We start from the raw sequence: 20,526 nt of genomic DNA, 5'->3' as shown, positions 1-20,526 counted from the left end.
TGTTTATCTAGATTCCATAAACGATTATATACTATTTTTATCCTTTTGTTCCACCTGCAGTTAATCCAGAGATGAGATAGCGCTGTAAGAATAAGAACATTAGCGCAATCGGGATTGCAATAAGGATGGAACCGGCTGCAAATCGGGTAAAGTTGTTGGCAAACTGATCATTAATAAAGTTAAACAAGCCCAGTGCCAGCGTATAGTTATCCGGATTTCTCAACACAATACGTGGCAGGATAAAGTCTGTGAATGGTGCCATAAAGTTAAATAGCGCTACAACTGCTAGAATAGGCTTTGCAAGTGGAAGCATGATTTTGAAAAACACCCCAAAATGTCCTGCTCCATCCATGCGTGCTGCTTCGTCCAATTCTTTCGGAATCGTATCGAAATAACCTTTTACAAGCCAAGCGTTAAATGGAATTTGTCCACCGATGTAAACGAGTGTTAAGCCCACTAAGCTATCTAACAGACCAATCATATTCAAAAGAATGTAAATTGCTACCATTGCCATTAGCGCAGGGAACATTTGAAGAAGCAAGAATGCATAAAGTCCATATGTTCTTCCTCTAAAGCGGTAACGTGAGAATGCATAAGCTACAAAGGCAGTAATCATTACAGAAAAGAAGGAGTTAGCTACTGCCACAATAATACTGTTTTTATACCAGATTAAATAGTCACTCTGCGGATCTGTAAACAGCCATTTGTAATGAACCAAAGACCAGTTCTCTGGAATGATGGAAGCAGAGTAAAGGCTATTGCCAGGATTAAAGGATAATCCTATTGTCCACAGAAGCGGGTAGGCAATAATGATAAACATAAAACCGATAAATAAGTAGATAAGTGACACTTCTAGTTTGGATTTTGTTTTTCTATTCATTAAATGCTACCCTCCTCTTTAAACGAACGAGTTCGGCGGAATTGGAAGAAAGCAAATCCAGCAACAATCAATCCGAGGATAATAGAAATCGCTGCCGCCATGTTATAGTTACTCGTATCAAATGTTAGCTTGTATACCCAGGAAATCAAGATATCGGACCCTCCAGCATTTTGTCCACGTACTGCAGGCCCCCCCTGGTTAAATAGATAAATAATGTTAAAGTTATTGAAGTTACCTGCATATTGCATAATTAATAATGGAGCTGTTGCATATAAAAGATGCGGTAGTGTGATAAAACGGAATTTCTGGAAACGTGTTCCCCCATCCACATCTGCAGCTTCGTACCAATCCTTTGAAATACTTTGAAGGACCCCAGTAAATAGTGCAAAAACAAATGGGAAGCCTAGCCATGTTTGAATCATGATGATAGCTATTTTTGTATAGAACGGGTCTGTTAACCAAGGTAAGGCAACACCAATTGTGCCTAGAATGTCACGGTTAATTGCTCCAAAACGATCATTAAACATCGCAGCAAAAATAAGAATCGTAACAAATGCCGGCACTGCCCAAGGTAAAATTAAGATTGTTCTAATCGTACGTTTAAATTTGATGCGCGGGTCGTTAACTAGTAGAGCAAGGAATAGCCCAAGTGCGATTTGTCCTGTTGTGGCACAAACTGTCCAAACAATCGTCCAGGCAAAAACACTAACAAACGTATCTTTCCAAATTGGAATCGATACCATGTTTACAAAATTCTCGAATCCTACCCAGCTTAAAAGTGCTCTTGGTGGCGTGTTGTACAGATTGTAATCCGTAAAAGCTAATGACACCATGAACAACAATGGCAGTACAACGATGAAAATAAGCATGATTAGACCTGGAATAACCATAAAGTAAGGGAATCCAGTGTCATAGAAGTTTTTTAATGCTTCTTTTACAGTTGGCTTTTCTTTTCCTAGCTTGAGGTCGATAGCATTGTTTTTCGCATCTACAACATTAAGATAGTATAAGGCCACTGCAAACACAGTGATAATGACAGAAATTAGTCCTTGTATAAGTAAAATGATAGAGTGGTCAAGTCCCGGGATTTCTCCTAGCGTGAATAATCCCCAGTAACCGATGTTTAGAAATTCAAAGAACGTAATCAAAAATGCTGCCTCAATGATGATGAAGCTAATCCCTTTCGCATATCTGCGGTTATAGAGTTGACCTAACCCAGCAAAAACTATGGAAAGGATCATTGCCAAGGTTGGATTGTGCGAACGCATTTTTTCAGTTTTAGTCCCAGACATAGTAGATCCTCCTCTTAAAGAAATATAGTGGATAGACTAGCGTCGAAGCATAGTCTACCCACCAGGTCTAGTCAATAATTATTATTCTGCTCCACTAGCTGCGATATTATCTTCAATTTGTTGAACTGCTTCAGATAATACTTCTCCAACATCATCGCCATTAGCGATAAATTGAAGCGCGCTACCCATTGGCTCCCAAACTTGTTGCATTTGTGGGATATTTGGCATTGGCTCACCATATTGAGTTTGCTCAGCGAACGCACCGATTAGCTCATCATTAGCAATCTCATCACTTTCTAACGCTTCTTGAAGAGCAGGCATTTCTCCTGCAGCTTTATAATACTTCATTGCATTATCATAGCTTGTGATAAATTTCATTAAATCGATTGCCCACTCTTGATTTTTAGAGTAAGAGCTTAGCATCCAAGTTTTTACTCCAACAAAGGATTTAGGAGTATCTCCATTTTCAAGTGTTGGAAGTTTCGCAGTTCCAAGTTTATCTCCTAAAGCTTCTTTATAAGAAGCAATATTCCAAGGACCTGTAAGTACTGTAGCAACTTTTCCTTCTGTGAATAGACCACTCATGATATCGCCAGTGATTTCTTTTGGAATGTAGCCATTGTCAAACCAAGATTGAATAAGGTCTCCACCAGAAACGGCACCTTCGTTAGCTAGTCCGATATCTTTCGCATCGAATCCAGAACCATCATTTTTGAAAACATAACCACCGTTACCAGCAAAGAATGGATATACAAAATAGAAGTTTGTTGCTTCCATTAAGAAACCGTACTTATCTTGACCTTGATCCGTTTGCTCTTCTGCAACCTTTAGAACGCCTTCCATTGTTGCAATTTCTTCTTCAGAAACAAGATCTTTATTGTAGAACATACCATATGTTTCAATTACTTGTGGTACTCCAAAAGCTTCGCCATCAACTGTTACAGCGTTCATTGCTGTTTCACTGTATAGAGAAGCATCTTCTCCTAAGTCAATTGGACTTGCTAAACCACGAAGAACGATGTCACCGATACGGTCATGAGGACCAAAGAAGATATCAGGACCATTTCCAGCTGGACCATCAAGCGCAAGTGCCTCTACTTGATCTAACATAGAAATAGCAGTTGTTTTTACTTCAATACCAGTTTCTTCTTTATAAGCTGCGAAGATTTCTTCTAATGCAGCTTTTTGTTTTTCATCATCATTTACCCAAACTGTTAAGCTTTCAGGCTTTTCTACACCTTCAGTTGTTGTACCTTCGCCTTTTCCTTTACCTTCACCTTCAGTAGTGCCTCCCTCACGCTGTGGACCACAAGCAGCAAGTACTCCTAAAGTTAGGACGGCAACCATAAGCATTGCTAGGAACTTTTTCATTTTGACCCCTCCGTCATATTTGTTGAAAAATCTTTTCTACTAAATCGTACAAACGATTGCATAAAATGAAAGCGAATCCATATAGCGCTTTCATTTCTCGTGAAAACGATTGCACAACTTTCACTTTTTATTATACATGTAATCCTCAGATTGACAACCAGTTTTTTTCAAAAAATTTAATAATGTTTTATATTGGCAGTTTTTAAGCTTTCAGTCTTTCCACTCTCTCAAAAGCTAATGACTATCTACGTTTCTCACCAATAGTACGTTCTCATTGACAACGCTTTCTTTTTAACATAACCTTAAGTTGATATTTTTCATAGGATGCACCAAATACTTTTATATTAAAATGCAATCGATTGCATTGGGGAAAGAGGTTGATTTAACATGCTTAAAGAAGCGATTTATCATCGTCCTTCTGGTAATTTTGCCTACGCATATAATGACACAACGCTTCATATTCGTCTGCAGACAAAAAAAGATGACGTGAACTCTGTTGACCTCATTCACGGAGACCCTTACATATGGGAAAAGGATAAATGGGTATCCGAAAAAAAACCGATGATCAAAACAGGTTCTGACTCCCTTCACGACTATTGGTTAGCAGAGGTTAGTCCACCTTTCCGCCGTCTTCGCTATGGGTTTTCTCTACGAACTGGGGAAGAAACAGTAGTTTATAATGAAAAAGGTTTTTTTGAAGAGGAACCTACAGATTGTGGTTTGTATTTTTGCTTTCCTTATTTGAATAAAATTGACGTATTCACTGCACCTTCATGGGTAAAGGATGCCGTTTGGTATCAAATTTTCCCTGAACGATTTGCTAATGGTAATCTCTCAAACGATCCAGAAGGAGCATTAGCCTGGGGAAGTACGGAACCAACGACCACTAATTTCTTTGGCGGTGATTTTGAAGGCGTCATCGAACATATAGATCATCTTGTTGACCTTGGTGTGACAGGTATTTACTTTACGCCAATCTTCAAGGCTCACTCCAACCATAAATACGACACCATTGATTACATGGAAATAGACCCTCAGTTTGGTACAAAGGAAACCTTTAAGAAGCTTGTTGAGGTTTGTCATGAAAACGGGATAAAAGTAATGCTTGATGCAGTATTTAACCATAGCGGATTCTACTTTGAACCATTTCAGGATGTATTGAAAAACGGCGAGAACTCTAAATTCAAGGATTGGTTCCACCTTTGGGACTTTCCAGTTCAAACGGAGCCAAAGCCAAATTATGATGCTTTTGCCTTTGTTGCGAGTATGCCAAAGCTTAATACTGAGCATCCAGAAGTGAAGAAATATTTGTTAGATGTTGGACGTTATTGGGTAAGGGAATTTGATATTGATGGCTGGAGACTTGATGTCGCTAATGAAGTAGACCATCAGTTCTGGAGAGAATTTAGACAAGCGGTGAAGGAAGAAAAAGAGGATGTTTATATTCTTGGGGAAATCTGGCATGATTCCATGCCTTGGCTGCAAGGAGATCAATTCGACGCTGTCATGAACTACCCTTTCACAACAGCTACCTTGGATTATCTCGCTAAAAACAAAACAAAAGCAGAGGATTTTGCCCACTCCATTACAAAGGTGCTACATTCCTATCCAAACAATGTAAATGAAGTAGCATTTAATTTACTTGGCAGCCATGATACTCCACGTATCCTGACCATTTGTGAAGACGATAAAAACAAACTAAAGCTCTTGTTTTTATTTCAGCTATCCTTCATTGGCACACCTTGTATTTATTACGGTGATGAAATTAGCATTACTGGCGAACAGGATCCAGGGTGCCGAAAGTGCATGATTTGGGAAGAAGAGAATCAAGACAGGGACATGTTTAGCTTCGTGAAAAAGCTCATTACTCTTCGTAAAGAAATGCCTGCCTTTGGTAATAATGGAGATATCCGTTTTATAGAAGCAAACAATGAGACCAACCATGTTATGTATGAAAAGATAGAAGCGGACAAAACCCTCCTATTCATTGTGAATAACAGTGGAAATGAGCTTACAGTCACACTACCTGAAGCTACATCAGGAAAGCTTTTAACAGACGTTTGGACAGAAGAAGACTTTGCGGCGGAAGCAGAAAGCTTACAATCCAAGCTCCCTCCATATGGTTTTCAAATTTTATCCTACTAATCTTCTCAGTGCCCCTCGTCCACTAACGAGGGGCACTGTCTTATTTCCGATGCACAAGACGTCGATATTCCATCGGTGTGGTGCCTTCCATTTTTTTAAAAAGCTTAGAAAAATACGTGACATCCTCAATTCCCACTTCTCTTGAGATAGCTGAAACCTTGTATTCTGAATCTGCCAGTAACCTTTTTGCATGATGAAGTCTGAAATGTGTTAAATATTGCATTGGGCTTTTTCCGATCGTCTTTTGCATGCATCGGGTCATATAATCTGGATGAAAGTTTAACTTCTCTTTCAAGACTGTCATATTTATCGGTTCCTTATAATGATCTTGGATATATTTCATGGAGATTTCGCATACTTTTTCCGTTGCACTCGGGATGGAGAATGCCTCTTTTTGGAGTTGGACAATAAATTCAGAGAAGTGTATTTGTTGCTTTAAATAGAAGTCTGGGACATGCGCTTCACTTTTTGCTAACAACGATGTCAGCTGTTGTTCCACAATTTCCCTTCTCTTCACTTCACCGTATTGGGGAAGATGAAAGTGATAATGCCCTACTTCTGTAAAAGTTGGTTCTTTTTTGTACACGAATGACCAGTCTAGTTGTTTGTCTGCAACCATTTGGAACTTATCGTTTTCTACAGTAAAATGCAGCCAAAAATAATCCGTTTTTGTCCGGCAATCCTCATAGCCCTTATGTTTTTTCCCAGGCACCAAAATAACGTATTGCCCTTCCTTTACCTCAAACTGTTCCTCTCCTTCCTGCATATAGAGAGTCCCTTTTTTCACATACAAAAGATCAAAAACAGTAAATACTCGTGTAAAGTGTCGCTCTCCCTTTTGAAAGGTATATTCCCCTCCCCTAATAAAACTAGGAAATGGTGGAATGGACATTCCTATCATTGCCATTGTGGTCACCTCATGTCGGATTAATCCAAATAGAATCGAAATCATCTCTTTCTATTATAGTAAATTACCATTAAACTAGGAATGATTTTATGTCGGAATCATCAAAAGGAGTATCATCCATGAAAGAATCAAAAACAAAGAAGCTTACCCTTTTCGCCTTAACCTGGCCAATATTTATTGAAGTACTCTTACATATGCTAATGGGCAACGCGGACGTTCTCATGCTTAGTCAATATTCTGATGACTCCGTTGCTGCAGTTGGAGTTGCAAATCAAATACTGTTCATGCTTATTGTGATGTTTGGGTTTATCGCTACTGGTACCTCCATTTTGGTTGCGCAATATTTAGGTGCAAAAAATAGAGTAATTGCCGCGGAAGTGACCGTTGTATCAATCGGGGCAAACCTTTTATTCAGCTTCATTATAAGTCTTGCGGTTTTCTTTTTGAGCTCGCGCTTACTTTTATTGATGAATCTCCCTCCTGAGCTTTTGTCAGAAGCAGATTCCTATTTAAAAATTGTTGGTGTGTTTTCTTTTGTGCAAGCACTCGTCATTACAGCTGGAGCAACGTTAAGAAGCTACGGTTTCACAAAGGATGCGATGTTTGTAACAATCGGCATGAACATTATTAACGTGATTGGAAACTACCTATTTATCTTCGGCCCTTTTGGAATTCCTGTACTTGGAGTGGAGGGTGTTGCCCTTTCTACAATAACTAGTCGGTTGATTGGATTAATTGCCATTTTCATTTTATTATTTAAGCGAATCGAAGAGCCTCTTCCATTTAAAAATTTGTTCAACCTACCAATCACTCATTTGAAGAATCTCTTGAAAATCGGTATTCCATCAGCCGGAGAACATCTCTCTTATAACACATCTCAGCTTGCTATAACGTATTTCATCGTGATGCTTGGTACCAACGCATTGACAACAAAGGTGTATGCACAAAGCTTGATGATGTTTATTTTCCTCTTTAGTGTGGCTATTAGTCAGGGGACACAAATTATGATTGGTCATCAAATTGGTGCCGGTAACATAGAAGAGGCGTATAAACGCTGTTTAAAGAGCTTGCGACTGGCCATTGCGATATCGGTTTTGACTGCCATCCCGTTTGCTCTTTTTTCAGACACGTTGCTAGGTATCTTCACCACAAATCCTGATATCATCGCCCTTGGTGGGACCTTGATTTTGTTGACGATTATTCTCGAACCGGGCCGTTCCTTTAATCTCGTTGTCATCAATAGCCTAAGGGCAGCAGGTGATGTGAAGTTTCCAGTATATATTGGTATCCTTTCTATGTGGGGAGTAGCAGTTACCGCCTCTTATATTCTGGGCATCCATTTTGGACTCGGACTAGTGGGCATTTGGATAGCTTTCATATTGGATGAATGGTTGCGAGGCATAATCATGCTCTACCGCTGGAGATCTCGGGTTTGGGTAAACAAATCCTTTATAAAAGAAAAAGCATCATAGAATTGAAGTCTGAAAGGTATCAATAATAAGAACGCGAGGAGAAAATTTTTCTTCCTTGCGTTCTTTTTGTTTCCATATATTTTCTTGAGAGTAATCTTCAGCTGTTGATTGGAGCATATGGCGGAGACTCCCGCGGTAATGAAGCGATTGCGTAACCGGGGAGGCTTACAAATCTACCCGAAGGACGCGGAGCCATTTTGCCGGAAATCAACAGCGACTTTTTTATGTAATAAAACCATATGTAAGAAAACCTTACATACTTGTAAACGCTTTCGACTGAATTTTTTGATAATTCCTATTGCAAGTGAGGTTTTTTTCTAATATGATATAAAACATAACTAGTGATGTTAGAAAACATAACATTTAATAAAGGAGTGATTCACATGAAAAAAGTAGAAGCGATCATCCGCCCAGAAACCTTTCTTGCTCTTCGCGAAAAGCTTGAAGAAGTTGGAATCAATGGCCTAACGGTGTCTGAAGTTGCGGGCTGCGGTCAGCAAAAAGGACAGCAGGGGTTATTTAGAGGAAACACATTCGAAATTAAACTTCTACCGAAAGTAAAAGTTGAAATGGTAGTGGAAGCAGAATATGTAGATGAGATAGTTCAAATTATTCAGGAAACCTGCTCAAGTAACACAGTAGGAGACGGAAAAATATTTATTTACACCATTGAAGACGCCATTCGTATCCGTACAGGAGAATCTGGAAAGCTTGCCATTTTATAACGATATCCTAAAAATGAAAGGATGAATGAACATGAAGAAAAAAGTTGGATTTTTGTTAACTAGCGGCCTTTTACTGAGTTCCCCAGCCTATGCCCAAGCACCTACTGTTGAAGGCTTAAGTGTCTCCCTTGATACAATTTGGATTATGGTGGCTGCATTGTTAGTATTTTTCATGCATGCTGGATTTGCCATGGTAGAGTCTGGGTTTACTCGTTCTAAAAATGCATTGAACATTTTAATGAAAAACTTTCTGACCATCTCTGTTGCTTCTATCTTATATCTTGCCGTTGGCTATGCACTAATGTTTGGAAGCACCATCTCTGGGTTTACCGGTTTTGATGGCTTCTTCTTAACTGGACACGAGGACAAAATCGGATTTTTTGTCTTTCAAGCTATGTTTGCCGCCACTTGTGCAACCATCATTTCTGGTGCTGTAGCTGAGCGGATGAAGCTTAGCAGCTATATTATTCTAACAGTCGGTATGACAGCCGTGATATACCCAGTAGTCGGACATTGGGTTTGGGGTGGCGGCTGGTTGTCCGAGCTTGGTTTTACAGATTTTGCAGGCTCCACCGTTGTTCATCTTACCGGTGCCCTCGGTGCCATTGTTGCTGTAAAGTTTCTAGGTGCACGCCTAGGAAAATATTCAAAAGGAAAAATAAATGTTATTTCTGGACATAACATCCCCCTTGGTGCCCTTGGTGTCTTCATATTATGGTTTGGATGGTTTGGTTTTAATGGTGGCAGTACATTAGCGGCTGATCCTACGTTGATCCCTCACGTCATTACAACCACATTACTATCGGCTTCAGCTGGCGTATTGGCTTCTGCATTCTATACAAACTTCCGCTATCAACGTGTAGATGCTTCCCTGACACTAAATGGTGCTTTGGCAGGCTTAGTCGGTATTACGGCTGGAACTGGAGATGTTTCACCAATTGGTGCCATTATTATCGGCTTAATCTCAGGAGTACTTTTAGTGGAAGCTGTCACATTTATTGATCGAAAACTAAAGCTTGATGACCCTGTTGGAGCTATCGCCGTTCATGGAGTTTGTGGGGTTTGGGGAACTCTCGCGGTTGGTTTATTTTCTACCTCCTCTGGTTTATTCTACGGCGGTGGTATTACCCTTTTAGGTATTCAGGCTATTGGAATCCTTGCTGTCATGGCCTGGACAGTTGTTACTGTATCTGTGTTTTTGTTCATCCTAACAAGATTTTCAAGCATTCGTGTTACAAAAGAAGAAGAGATTTCCGGTCTCGATTTTGCTGAACATGGATCTGCTGCTTATGAGTTGAAAGAATCAGTATTTCAAGACAATAACTCAGCACCGGAATTTGGAACAGGCTTAGTTCACCGTTTGAACAACCTCGGGAAAGCGTCAAAGGAAGCTAAGACTAACCAAGCTTAATAATATTCATAAATAAGGATCGGCTCCAGACACTTTGTCGGAGCCGATTTCTTATGTTATCGGAGTATACAAAACCTATACATTCCTTTTACTATAATGATATAATCTCACATAAGAGGTGATACTGTTGGAGATTCGTCTATGGGAAAAAGCACTTTTTCGTTTTTTTATCCTTTGGTATATTTGTGGTGTTTTGTTACTTACCTTTGACCTTTTGCCTCCTTGGCTTGAATGGGCAAATGTGGTCTTTCTTGTTACTGCTGGATTACTAGCTATCGTTTATTTTATTCAAAATTATCGTGAACGAGGCTTGATTATTGCAGTTTTTGTTTTCTTTGTCTCGATGGCAGCAGAGCATGTTGGGGTAGAGTATGGATTTCTCTTCGGAGACTACTATTATAATTCTTATTTTGGCCCTAAACTGTTTGAAGTTCCCATCACAATTGGGTTTGCATGGGTGATGGTCATTGCTACCTCCCACGTTTTAGCCCACAGAATGATGCCTTACGCTTCCGCTTGGACAAAAGCAATGGTTGCGGCATTTGCCGCAGTGGTACTGGATCTTATTATCGACCCCGTAGCCTTTATCGCGAAGGAATATTGGATATGGGAAGGAAGCAGTTTTTACTATAATATCCCGCTCTATAACTTTATCAGCTGGTTTGTACTATCCCTTTTGTTTCATTTTATTTTGATTATGTCCACCTCAAAACTGTCATCCAAACATAATCTCTACTGGGAAAAAAATATGTATACCTTATATGCATTGATGGTTATTATGTTTTGTATCATAGCCCTTAGTGCACAGCTTTATTTAGCGATCGTTGTGACGATGATTCCTACCTTACTTTTTTTCTGGTTTTCAAGGCAAATGAAGGAGATTAACGATGATTCCAGCCAAAAAAAGCAGACCTTTTAATGTATTTTTTCACCAATTTAATAAACGCTTTCTTAAGCTTCACTTTCGAAACATCATGCTTTCAAAAGAAACCAATAATGAGCAAGGACCTCATTTATTCATTGTCAATCACAGTACCTGGTGGGATTCGCTCATTCTTTTTCATCTAAACCAGACTGTCATCAAACGAGATAGCTATGTGATGATGCACGAATCAGGGATAAAACAATACCCTTTCTTCAGAAAAATAGGTGCATTTTCTGTGAACAGAAACAATCCAAAGGACATTATTAAATCCTTGCAATATGCAAAAGAAAAGCTAACAGAAGGCAAAGTCCTTTGGTTGTTTCCTCAAGGTGATGAACGGCATCAGGAAATCAGGCCACTTGGCTTTCTACCTGGTGCTATACACCTTGTCAAAAACACAAAGATACCTATAACGCCTGTTTGTTTGTACTATACATTTACAAATGAGCGAAAACCAGACGTATTTATTAAGCTTGGGAATCCTATTTATTACTCTGACTTAATAGGGGGTAATGGGAAAGAGAAAAACGCTGCTTTGGAAGAGATTTTCACAAACTACCTAGAGCATGTGAAACGAGAAGTGATAACTCAAGACACCTCTTCCTACAAGCAAATCCTCTAGCGGCAAAGGAGAAAAAAACTTGCATCTACTTGTCTATCTATTAGCGATTGTTCTTTTTTTAATATTGTGTTGGATTGTCATCAATGGTTTGTTTTATCCCAAATATCAAAGACCCTTGAAAAATGCCCCACACCCCCTCGTTTCTATTTTAATTCCAATGAGGGATGAAGAACGTAATGTTCAAGCTCTCATAACGAATCTGCAAAAACTAACCTACCCTTCTCTTGAGATTATCCTGCTCGACGATCACTCTGCTGATCAAACACATCACATTGCCTCCAAGCTAATAAAGGGCGACGAGCGTTTTCACATTATTTCAGGTGCTCCACTAAAAAAGGGTTGGGCTGGAAAGGTACATGCTTGTTATCAATTAGGAAAAGCTGCTAGTGGAGACTATATGCTCTTTTTAGACGCCGATGCTCGATTGAATCAAAACACCATTGAAAATATGCTGCCTTTTTTCCAGAAAAAAAAGGTAGGGCTAGTGACTGGATTTCCTCATTTTCCTGTTACTACTTTCTTAAGTAAATTACTCGTTCCGATGCAGCATTTTGTTATTTGGTTACATCTGCCGATTGGATTGGCAAATAAGAGTACCTTTCCTGCAGCAAGTGCTGCTCATGGAGCTTTTATGTTTTTTAAAAGAGAGGCCTATGAGCATGTAGGCGGTCATCATGCTGTTAAGTCTAGCATTGTGGAGGACGTTCACCTGGCCCGCGAAATGAAAAGAAGTGGATTTCATGTCCGACTGATAAATGCCACTCCATTTGTTACTTGTTATATGTATGAAACGAACAAAGAAGTGTGGAACGGATTTTTAAAGAATATATACATTGGCATCGGGAGGTCACCGTGGATGGTAGGTGTCTTGACTATTTTTTATACTCTGTTCTACATCCTTCCTCTTCCTTTAGCTACCCTAGCACCATTTTATGGATTTTGGTTTGCACTTCCGCTTGTGTTGGTATGGTCACAAAAGCTATATATTGACCTTAAAACAAAGCAGAAAAGTTATTTATTCCTTTTTATGCCTCTTAGCGCCATTGCTTTTTTATTCATATTGCATGCCTCTATGTGGAAATCCTTAAGAAAACAACATTATATTTGGAAAGGACGTGCCTATAAATGAAGAAAGTAGCCATCATTGGTGGGGGACTTGGTGGTTTATCTGCAGCGATTACCCTCTCAGCCAATAACTATGATGTCACTCTCTTTGAGAAAAACGGACATCTTGGCGGAAAGCTAATGGAAGTAAAAGTAGGAGATGCTTCCTTTGATTTTGGACCAAATACCATTACTATGCCTGATGTGTTTAGAGAGGTCGTAAGCCAGACTGGGGATTCGCCTGATGATTATTTCGATTTTATCAAGCTTTCCACCCATACAAGAAACATCGCTAAGGATGGTACCATCTTTGACTTCACTACAGACAAGGAAAAAATGATAGAGCAATTGCATTCCTTAGATTCAGAAGGAGCCAAAAACTATCCTGCGTTTATCGAGGAGGTAACACGACTTTATCAGCTAGGAGAGAAACATTTTTTTCGGAAGGCTTTTACTTCAACTAGAGACTATTTATCACCTAGCCTTGGAATCTCCTTTAGTAAAGTTCGGCCACTTCAGTCACTTCATCGTTTTCATAAAAAGTATTTCAAAAATCCCTTTGTTGTTCAGGCGTTAGACCGCTATGCAACGTATATCGGCTCTTCGCCATATGCCTCTCCTGCCACCTTTGCTCTTATTGCATATTTAGAATTAGTAGATGGTGTGTATTATACAAAAGGAGGGAATATTAACATAGCAGCAGGCTTTAAGAAAGCTGCTAGGAAGCTTGGAGTTAACCTAAAGACAAACTGTAAAATTGCTAGTATTGAAGTGAAAAATAAACAAGCCATCTCGGTTACAGCAGTTACAGGAGAACGATATGAAACAGATATGGTCATTATGAACGCCGATTTGTTATCAGCATATCCAGAACTGGTAAGAGAAGTAGATCGACCGCATTTTAGCAATCCTAAAGCAGCCGCTTTTGAACCTTCCATTTCAGCTTTTGTTCTGCTTGCTGAAACAAAGGTGCGCTATTCAGAGTTATTGCATCATACGGTTTATTTTTCAGATAACTATCAAAATGAATTTCAACATTTATTTGAAGAAAGAAAATATCCAAATGATCCTACTATCTATCTTTGTAATTCTTCATACACAGATCAAGCTAAAAGCCCTAATGGTGATAATCTTTTCATTCTAGCAAACGCTCCGGGAATAAATGAACAGAATGTAAAATCAGAATCAGATTATAAAAATATTATCTATGAAACATTAGATAAAAGGGGCCTAAGCATTCAGGGGAATGTTTTAGCAGAAAAGATAATCTCCCCTTCCATGATTCAGGATACGTTCGGAGCATTCCGGGGATCACTTTATGGCCTAGCCTCTAACAAAAAAAGAGACGCTTTTTTTCGTCCAAGTAATAAGGCGGCTGATATTGGTAATCTTTATTTTGTCGGTGGTTCAACACATCCAGGTGGCGGATCACCATTAGTGACTCTGTCAGGATTAAACGTTGCACATGCCATTATCCGTGGAAACTAAAAGCCACAGGTTCCCTACTTGCTAGGTTCCTGTGGTTTTTTTCCTACATAATTTTCGCTATGATTTCCTGTTTTTCCTCATTTGTAACAAAGTGCTTTGTTTTAAATACTGCATAGCCCTTTTTTCTAATGGAATTCAAAATGGCTCGATAAAGATAAGCCGCACCTTTTAAAGGTGTTCTTGAATGAAGGGGGTATAGATGGATGGAACCTAGCGCTTGTTCATACAGCTCCTCTGCTTTTCTGGCCATCTCCTCCCAGGTTGCAATAAAGTTTTTATTGATTACATGTGAGGATAAATCTTGTACAGAATAGCCCGCTTCTTCAAGCTTTTGAATCGGCATATAAATTCTGCCTCGCTCCAAGTCTTCTCCAATATCCCTCAGTATATTGGTAATTTGCATGGCCTGACCGAGAGCAATAGCATCATGCCTTAACGCTTCTTTATTTTTTGGTGCAAGGATTGGAAGCAACATAAGCCCAACAGAACTGGCAACATAATAGGAATATTCCAATACCTCCTGTTCTGTATAGTAGTGCTTTTTATACAAATCCATTTCTTGACCTGTAATCATATCATGAAAAGCTTGAACATCCATTTCATAGGTTTTAAAAACGTCCTGCAACGCTAACCACATCGGATCAAGTGAAGGAGTTCGCCCCTGTAGGAAAGCAGCAAAGTCATGTTTAAATGCCTGTAGCTCTTCTTTCGGGTTCTTCCCTTCATCGACAATATCGTCTACCTGGCGGCAAAAGGCGTACACTGCCCATACAGCATGCTTTTTCTCTGTTGGCAATAGCATAAACGCCTTATAAAATGTTTTTGAATGCTTCTTAATAATGGATTCACAATGAAGATATGCTTTCTTTAAGTCGCTCATTCTGATTCACATCCTTTGTAAATGAATGGTGGGCAAAATCTTTTACGATTTGGTGAGCAGCATGTCTGGCACTTTGTAAAACAATGGGAATTCCTCCACCAGGGTGAATAGATGCACCAGTTGCATAAAGATTTGCAAGCTTTGTTGGCTTCACTTGGGGGCGGAACACACCTGATTGAAGTAATTCAGGTGCCAGTCCAAAGCTTCCCCCCATAAATAATCCTTTCTCCCCGGCATCATTTGGCGTTTTGACTTCCAGCCATTCCATCCGCTTCTTTAACTCAGGGAATGCTCTGCTCTCTATTTCATCTACCATTTTGTTTATGAAGGCGGTTTCCTCTTGCCAATTGATATGGTCACCGGAGGGAACAGGTACAAGAGTATAAAGAACACTTTTACCGTTTGGAGCAAGTGTGGAATCCATTCCTGAAGGATTAAACGTATAGAAGGATGGGTCTGTAGGCACCTTTTTCTCTTCGAAAATCTCTCGCATATGCTTTTCAAAGTTTTCCCCCATAAAAAACTGATGAACGTTTTTGTTTTCATAAATTCCATCGATCCCAAAGTAAAACAGTAAGCAGCCAGAAGACGGTTTATATCTTTTTTTATCACCTAGCATGTTGGCAGCTTGGGGATAGTCTCCATTCCAGACAAGTGCATCAACTTGAATGTTCTCCCCATTTACTTTTATTGAAACTACTTTACCATTCTCTTCAGCAACTTTCTCTACTCTAGCACTCAAGTAAATGGGAATGTCTCGTTTTGCAAGTTCCTCCTCTAACACGCTAACAAGTGACGCATAGCCACCTTCCACATAATAGATTCCATGTTCATGCTCACTAAAAGGAATTAGGCTGTACATCGCAGGAGCAGTGTGTGGATTTCCCCCAATATACAAGGTTTGTAACGAGTAAGCTTCTTGTAGCTGCTTGTTCTTAAAGAAAGTACTTGTAAGTTTTTTGGTGGATTGATACGCCTTTAGCTTCATCAGCGACTTCATGTTTTGGAAGGTCCAAAAGTCTTTTCCACGTACAAAGGATTTTTGCAAAAAAGCGGCATTGCCAATCTCAAAACGCTCGTGCATCTCCTTCATGTATCTTTCAAAACTTGCTTCTTCTCCAGGAAACTGTCGGGAGAGTTCTCGTAGCTGCTCATCCTTATCCTTAAACTTTGTATACGTTTTTCCATCCTTAAATGTAATAGAGTATAAGGTCTCAAGCGCTTTTAGACTCCAAGCACGCTCATCCACTCCCGCTTCTTCCATTACTTCTTTTAATAGGTGAGGCAGCAGGACGATGGTAGGTCCCTCGTCAATTCTATATCCATCTCTTTCGATAAAAGATAGTCTTCCTCCTGCTTTTTTTTCTTTTTCAAAAATTGAAACATCAAAGCCTTGCTTTTGTAAAAGAAGGGCCGTGACCATTCCTCCGATACCAGCTCCAGCAATTGCAATTTTTTTCTTCGTCATTGCACCTTCTCCATTCTTGTCGATTTTTGGGAAAGGAACGGATTACTACTGGAAATGGCATGCTTCTCCTCTAATAATCTAGTGGAGATTCTAGCTGACTCCAAAATTGTAGGGAGGCCGCTTCCAGGGTGGGTGCCCCCACCAACAAGCCAACAGTTTTTCAGTTCTTCAAATTGGTTATGTGGCCTGAGCACCATCATCTGAGATAGTTGGTGACCAAGATTAAACGTCGCACCTTTATAGACAAGCACTTCCTTTTCCCAATCATTTGGAGTAAGAATTCTCTCCTCTTCAATATGCGCTCGTAAATTTTTAAATCCACTCTTTTTTTCTAATGTATCAAATACGAGATCCCTAAAGGATTCCTTATGGGTTTCCCAGTCAATTTGGCTAAAATTGTTCGGAACTGGTGCTAGAATATAGAGTGCGGATTTCCCATCTGGTGCAAGTGTTGGATCTGTTACAGATGCATTTTGAATATAAATGGATGGGTCTTTTGAGAGTTTTTTGGAAACTGTTATTTCTTCAACATTCTTTTTATAGTCATCTGCAAAAATGATCGTATGATGTGGGAGGTTATACTGTTTATTTAAACCAAGATAGATCATAAAAGTAGAACAGGAATATTTCTTTTTTGCTAGTTTTTTATTGCTATATTTTTGAAGAATTCCTTCATCCACCAAACTGGTCATAACATGTGCGAAATCCCCATTAACGACAACTTCGTCTGCTTTAACTTTTGTTCCGTCCGCTAGTTCAACACCTTGTACTGCTCGCCCTTTCAACAACAGCTTCTTTACAGGGGTGTTTAGTTTAACTGCCCCCCCATATTCTTCTATTACCTTTGCCATCGCCTCTGAAAGTTTATTCACTCCGCCTATCGGATGATAGATGCCATACTCATGCTCCATCCACGAAAGAATGGAAAATGCACCAGGACATTCCCATGGAGACATTCCTAAATATTTTGATTGAAAGGTAAATGCTAGTTTGAGCTGTTCATGTTGAAAATATTTACTTAGCTGATCATATAGACTGCTGCCAAAGCTCAAGTAAGGTAGCGCCTTTAGTACTTTCCACTGAAAATAGTGATAAAAACGGTCCATCTTGCCTTGTAGTATCGGCGTCAAAGCATCCATGCGGCTTTTTGTTTCTGTCATAAAACGATCGTACCCTCTCCCCTCTCCTGGGAAGTGGGCTTCTATGGAATCTCTCATTTTTTCAGGATTTCGTGAAACCATCATTGATTTATCTGGAAAAATGAGTTCATACATATCCTCTAATTCTTTTAGGTCAAGGTAATCATGTAAATTCCGTTCACATTCTGCAAATATTTCTTCTGCAATGTGCGGCATACTTAAAAATGTTGGTCCCATATCAAAGGTATAATCGCCTAATTTGATGGCAGAATTTCGACCTCCTACATACTCTTGCTTTTCCAGTACCGTAATTTCATAGCCTTTTGACGCAAGTAGCATTCCCGCCGCTAAACCGCCTGGCCCTGCCCCAATGATAATTACTTTCTTCTTGTCCAAAATCGCACACACCTCACTTCTTCTTCCTATTAAACATTTATTATACAAATATTATACAAAATAACTTTTTCGGTTACAATTCTAAACACTCTTTTTTAAAGGTTGTTTTTGTAAACTTTGTTGCTACTGCGAATAGATAAGACAAGCGTACTCAACGTTGCTGTCGTGCTCTTTTCGTGTAAGTATATTTAAACATGTGGCAATTTTTCTTCGAATAAAGATTGAAAAAAGCCTTAAAGCCGACTTTTTTCAAGTTAATAGCAACAATCTTTTAGAAAAGAGCTTTTTTAAAACAAATAAAAAACTCCTTATCAAAAGGAGTCTTTAAAACAACCACCCTATTCTTTAATTGTTACTCCATAATGTGTAAACCATACATGAATTTGTGCAAGATGGGCTAAAAGCTGAGGCCCCGTCATTAACTGACCAAACCATGGAACCTGAAAAGCTTTCCCTTCTGATGCCACAATCCCCTCCAGTTGCTTTTTATCCAAAAATTCATGCAGCGGACTATTCTTATCTTGCAGGATTTCCCCGAGCCAGCCTTTGACAATCTTTGTGTAGACTGGGTGATGTGTTTTCGGATAAGGACTCTTTTTCCGGTACAACACTTCATCTGGCAGTATTCCTTCCAGTGCTTTTCGAAGCAACCCTTTTTCTCTATTTTTATACATTTTCATCTCCCAAGGAATGTTCCAGACATACTCTACTAGGCGGTGATCTGCAAATGGAACACGCACCTCAAGACTTGCTCCCATGCTCATCCTGTCTTTTCGATCAAGCAGCGTCGTCATAAACCAAATCATATTAAGATAGAATAATTCTCTTCTTCTCGCTTCTAGTGGGCTTTCTCCATCAAGCACAGGAGTTTCTTCCACTGTTTCTTGATATTTTGTGGAGATATACTCCTCCAAATTCAACTTTTTCCGCCATTCTGGACGAAGCAGCTCCATTCTTGCCTTTGTGGAGCGCATCCATGGAAAATTAGCCGCCTCAAGGTCTTCCTTCCGATGAAACCAAGGGTATCCTCCGAATATTTCATCGGCACACTCCCCAGATAAGCCAACAACGAAGTTTTGCTTTATTTCACGGCAAAACCATAACAGCGAAGAATCTATGTCCGCCATGCCGGGTTGGTCGCGCACAAGCACCGCTTCCTTTAAGTAGGCTGCGAGATTGGTTTGCGAAATAACAGAGCGATGATGAACGGTTCCAAAGGTTTCTGTCATTTTTCTAATCCATTTTTCATCTGAATTTGGCTGAAATTCATTGGCTTTAAAATAAAGCTCATTCTCTTCATAATCTATGGAATACGTTGTTAACGGTGGTTTCCCTTCATTTTTAAATGCATTAGCTGCAATCGCAGTAATGGCACTTGAATCAAGTCCGCCTGATAGAAAAGTGCACACGGGAACATCCGACACAAGCTGTCTTGTAACCGCATCGGTAAAAAGGGTGCGTACCTTTTCCACGGTCTCATCAAAGCTATCTGTATGGACTTTACTTTCGACATTCCAATACCGCTCTATCTTTAATCCATTGTTTTTGGAATAGATAAGTGTGTGGGCTGGACGTAATTCCTTTATTCCATGGAACAAGCCATGACCAGGAGAACGTGAAGGTCCTAATCCAAAAATCTCTGCTAGCCCATCATAGCCTACTGTGCTACTCACTTCCGGGTGAGCAAGTATCGCCTTTAACTCTGAGCCAAATACAAGACTTCCATCCTTTTCATAATAAAAAAACGGCTTCACTCCTAATCGGTCTCTTGCAACAAAAAGCTGTTGGCGTTCATCGTCCCAAATGGCAAAGGCAAAGATTCCATTAAGATGATGCACACAATTTTCCTTCCATTCCATGTACGCTGTTAATAAGACTTCTGTATCGGAATGACCTCTAAATTGATATCCTTTACCTAACAGCACTTTTCTTATGTCTTCTGTATTATAAAGCTCTCCGTTATAGCAGATAGTAAACTCTTTTTCAGCTTTTACCCGAGACATTGGTTGCTTACCACCTTCTATGTCAACCACTGCAAGACGTTTATGTCCGAAACCGACATGATTTTCCATCCAAATATTTGTATCATCAGGCCCGCGAAACGATAAGGTTTCCGCCATTTTTTTGACCATATCTTTGTTTCCTCTAATGTTTTTTCTCCAATCGATCCACCCTGTAATACCGCACATATTGTTCTTTCACTCCTCTGTTTTCTAGCATAATACGACTGCTTTATACTATGCCAGGAGTGCTTATACCATGAATTTCAATTAACTATCCTCAGATTTTAAAGGTCCGTTT

At 39.6% G+C, this 20,526-nt stretch carries 16 protein-coding genes; 8 read left to right on the top strand and 8 right to left on the bottom strand.

Annotated elements, in window-relative coordinates:
- Positions 1-37 precede the first annotated feature (37 nt).
- From FIU87_RS06545 to FIU87_RS06535, 3 genes are all read right to left on the bottom strand, one after another.
- Complete coding sequence (locus FIU87_RS06545; RefSeq protein ID WP_152443836.1) at positions 38-880, bottom strand: sugar ABC transporter permease; 843 nt, start codon at positions 878-880, stop codon at positions 38-40.
- Positions 880-2,172, bottom strand: a complete 1,293-nt coding sequence (locus tag FIU87_RS06540) for a sugar ABC transporter permease (RefSeq protein WP_172970978.1) — start codon at positions 2,170-2,172, stop codon at positions 880-882. The genes FIU87_RS06545 and FIU87_RS06540 overlap by 1 nt, the downstream gene beginning before the upstream one ends.
- An 81-nt stretch (positions 2,173-2,253) precedes the next feature.
- Positions 2,254-3,543, bottom strand: a complete 1,290-nt coding sequence (locus FIU87_RS06535) for a sugar ABC transporter substrate-binding protein (protein ID WP_152443835.1) — start codon at positions 3,541-3,543, stop codon at positions 2,254-2,256.
- A gap of 387 nt (positions 3,544-3,930) precedes the next feature.
- Here FIU87_RS06535 and FIU87_RS06530 point away from each other — a divergent pair, with 387 nt between their 5' ends.
- Complete coding sequence (locus FIU87_RS06530) at positions 3,931-5,688, top strand: alpha-glycosidase (RefSeq protein ID WP_152443834.1); 1,758 nt, start codon at positions 3,931-3,933, stop codon at positions 5,686-5,688.
- A 40-nt stretch (positions 5,689-5,728) separates the two neighbouring features.
- Here FIU87_RS06530 and FIU87_RS06525 read toward each other — a convergent pair whose 3' ends face one another.
- On the bottom strand, positions 5,729-6,595 hold the full coding sequence (locus FIU87_RS06525) for a helix-turn-helix domain-containing protein (protein WP_152446444.1): 867 nt from the start codon (positions 6,593-6,595) through the stop codon (positions 5,729-5,731).
- Between the two features lie 119 nt (positions 6,596-6,714).
- Between FIU87_RS06525 and FIU87_RS06520 the strand changes: the two genes are divergently transcribed.
- From FIU87_RS06520 to FIU87_RS06490, 7 genes are all read left to right on the top strand, one after another.
- Positions 6,715-8,067, top strand: coding sequence for an MATE family efflux transporter (locus tag FIU87_RS06520; RefSeq protein WP_152443833.1), 1,353 nt, complete (start codon positions 6,715-6,717; stop codon positions 8,065-8,067).
- A gap of 383 nt (positions 8,068-8,450) precedes the next feature.
- Positions 8,451-8,792, top strand: a complete 342-nt coding sequence (locus FIU87_RS06515; RefSeq protein WP_152443832.1) for a P-II family nitrogen regulator — start codon at positions 8,451-8,453, stop codon at positions 8,790-8,792.
- A 31-nt stretch (positions 8,793-8,823) separates the two neighbouring features.
- The gene (locus FIU87_RS06510) at positions 8,824-10,203 is read left to right on the top strand and encodes an ammonium transporter (protein ID WP_152443831.1); all 1,380 of its coding nucleotides are present in this window, start codon (positions 8,824-8,826) and stop codon (positions 10,201-10,203) included.
- 127 nt (positions 10,204-10,330) lie between these two features.
- On the top strand, positions 10,331-11,122 hold the full coding sequence (locus FIU87_RS06505; RefSeq protein ID WP_152443830.1) for a carotenoid biosynthesis protein: 792 nt from the start codon (positions 10,331-10,333) through the stop codon (positions 11,120-11,122).
- Positions 11,091-11,750 (top strand): lysophospholipid acyltransferase family protein, encoded by a 660-nt coding sequence (locus FIU87_RS06500; RefSeq protein WP_152443829.1) that lies wholly within the window; start codon positions 11,091-11,093, stop codon positions 11,748-11,750. Before FIU87_RS06505 ends, FIU87_RS06500 begins: the two co-directional genes overlap by 32 nt.
- A 19-nt stretch (positions 11,751-11,769) precedes the next feature.
- Positions 11,770-12,879: a glycosyltransferase family 2 protein gene (locus tag FIU87_RS06495; protein WP_152443828.1), complete on the top strand. Its 1,110-nt coding sequence runs from the start codon at positions 11,770-11,772 to the stop codon at positions 12,877-12,879.
- Positions 12,876-14,342: a phytoene desaturase family protein gene (locus FIU87_RS06490; protein WP_152443827.1), complete on the top strand. Its 1,467-nt coding sequence runs from the start codon at positions 12,876-12,878 to the stop codon at positions 14,340-14,342. Before FIU87_RS06495 ends, FIU87_RS06490 begins: the two co-directional genes overlap by 4 nt.
- Before the next feature lie 43 nt (positions 14,343-14,385).
- On the opposite strand, the gene FIU87_RS06485 is transcribed toward FIU87_RS06490, so the two are convergent.
- The 4 genes from FIU87_RS06485 to asnB form a co-directional block, all read right to left on the bottom strand.
- Entirely contained in the window at positions 14,386-15,222 is an 837-nt protein-coding gene (locus tag FIU87_RS06485; protein WP_152443826.1) for a phytoene/squalene synthase family protein, read from the bottom strand.
- Positions 15,188-16,690: a phytoene desaturase family protein gene (locus FIU87_RS06480; RefSeq protein ID WP_152443825.1), complete on the bottom strand. Its 1,503-nt coding sequence runs from the start codon at positions 16,688-16,690 to the stop codon at positions 15,188-15,190. The genes FIU87_RS06485 and FIU87_RS06480 overlap by 35 nt, the downstream gene beginning before the upstream one ends.
- The gene (locus FIU87_RS06475; protein ID WP_152446443.1) at positions 16,687-18,168 is read right to left on the bottom strand and encodes a phytoene desaturase family protein; all 1,482 of its coding nucleotides are present in this window, start codon (positions 18,166-18,168) and stop codon (positions 16,687-16,689) included. The genes FIU87_RS06480 and FIU87_RS06475 overlap by 4 nt, the downstream gene beginning before the upstream one ends.
- A 395-nt stretch (positions 18,169-18,563) precedes the next feature.
- On the bottom strand, positions 18,564-20,414 hold the full coding sequence (asnB, locus tag FIU87_RS06470; protein WP_152443824.1) for an asparagine synthase (glutamine-hydrolyzing): 1,851 nt from the start codon (positions 20,412-20,414) through the stop codon (positions 18,564-18,566).
- Between the last annotated feature and the right edge of the window lie 112 nt (positions 20,415-20,526).

Source organism: Bacillus sp. THAF10, from assembly GCF_009363695.1.
Taxonomy (GTDB): domain Bacteria; phylum Bacillota; class Bacilli; order Bacillales; family Bacillaceae_I; genus Sutcliffiella_A.
This window is presented reverse-complemented; position numbering and strand designations above follow the sequence as displayed.

Bases quoted from the DNA above. Each gene is read 5' to 3' on its own strand.
- FIU87_RS06545 (WP_152443836.1), bottom strand. From the start codon at position 880: ATGAATAGAAAAACAAAATCCAAACTAGAAGTGTCACTTATCTACTTA.
- FIU87_RS06540 (WP_172970978.1), bottom strand. From the start codon at position 2,172: ATGTCTGGGACTAAAACTGAAAAAATGCGTTCGCACAATCCAACCTTG.
- FIU87_RS06535 (WP_152443835.1), bottom strand. From the start codon at position 3,543: ATGAAAAAGTTCCTAGCAATGCTTATGGTTGCCGTCCTAACTTTAGGA.
- FIU87_RS06530 (WP_152443834.1), top strand. From the start codon at position 3,931: ATGCTTAAAGAAGCGATTTATCATCGTCCTTCTGGTAATTTTGCCTAC.
- FIU87_RS06525 (WP_152446444.1), bottom strand. From the start codon at position 6,595: ATGGCAATGATAGGAATGTCCATTCCACCATTTCCTAGTTTTATTAGG.
- FIU87_RS06520 (WP_152443833.1), top strand. From the start codon at position 6,715: ATGAAAGAATCAAAAACAAAGAAGCTTACCCTTTTCGCCTTAACCTGG.
- FIU87_RS06515 (WP_152443832.1), top strand. From the start codon at position 8,451: ATGAAAAAAGTAGAAGCGATCATCCGCCCAGAAACCTTTCTTGCTCTT.
- FIU87_RS06510 (WP_152443831.1), top strand. From the start codon at position 8,824: ATGAAGAAAAAAGTTGGATTTTTGTTAACTAGCGGCCTTTTACTGAGT.
- FIU87_RS06500 (WP_152443829.1), top strand. From the start codon at position 11,091: ATGATTCCAGCCAAAAAAAGCAGACCTTTTAATGTATTTTTTCACCAA.
- FIU87_RS06490 (WP_152443827.1), top strand. From the start codon at position 12,876: ATGAAGAAAGTAGCCATCATTGGTGGGGGACTTGGTGGTTTATCTGCA.
- FIU87_RS06485 (WP_152443826.1), bottom strand. From the start codon at position 15,222: ATGAGCGACTTAAAGAAAGCATATCTTCATTGTGAATCCATTATTAAG.
- FIU87_RS06480 (WP_152443825.1), bottom strand. From the start codon at position 16,690: ATGACGAAGAAAAAAATTGCAATTGCTGGAGCTGGTATCGGAGGAATG.
- FIU87_RS06475 (WP_152446443.1), bottom strand. From the start codon at position 18,168: ATGCTACTTGCGTCAAAAGGCTATGAAATTACGGTACTGGAAAAGCAA.
- asnB (WP_152443824.1), bottom strand. From the start codon at position 20,414: ATGTGCGGTATTACAGGGTGGATCGATTGGAGAAAAAACATTAGAGGA.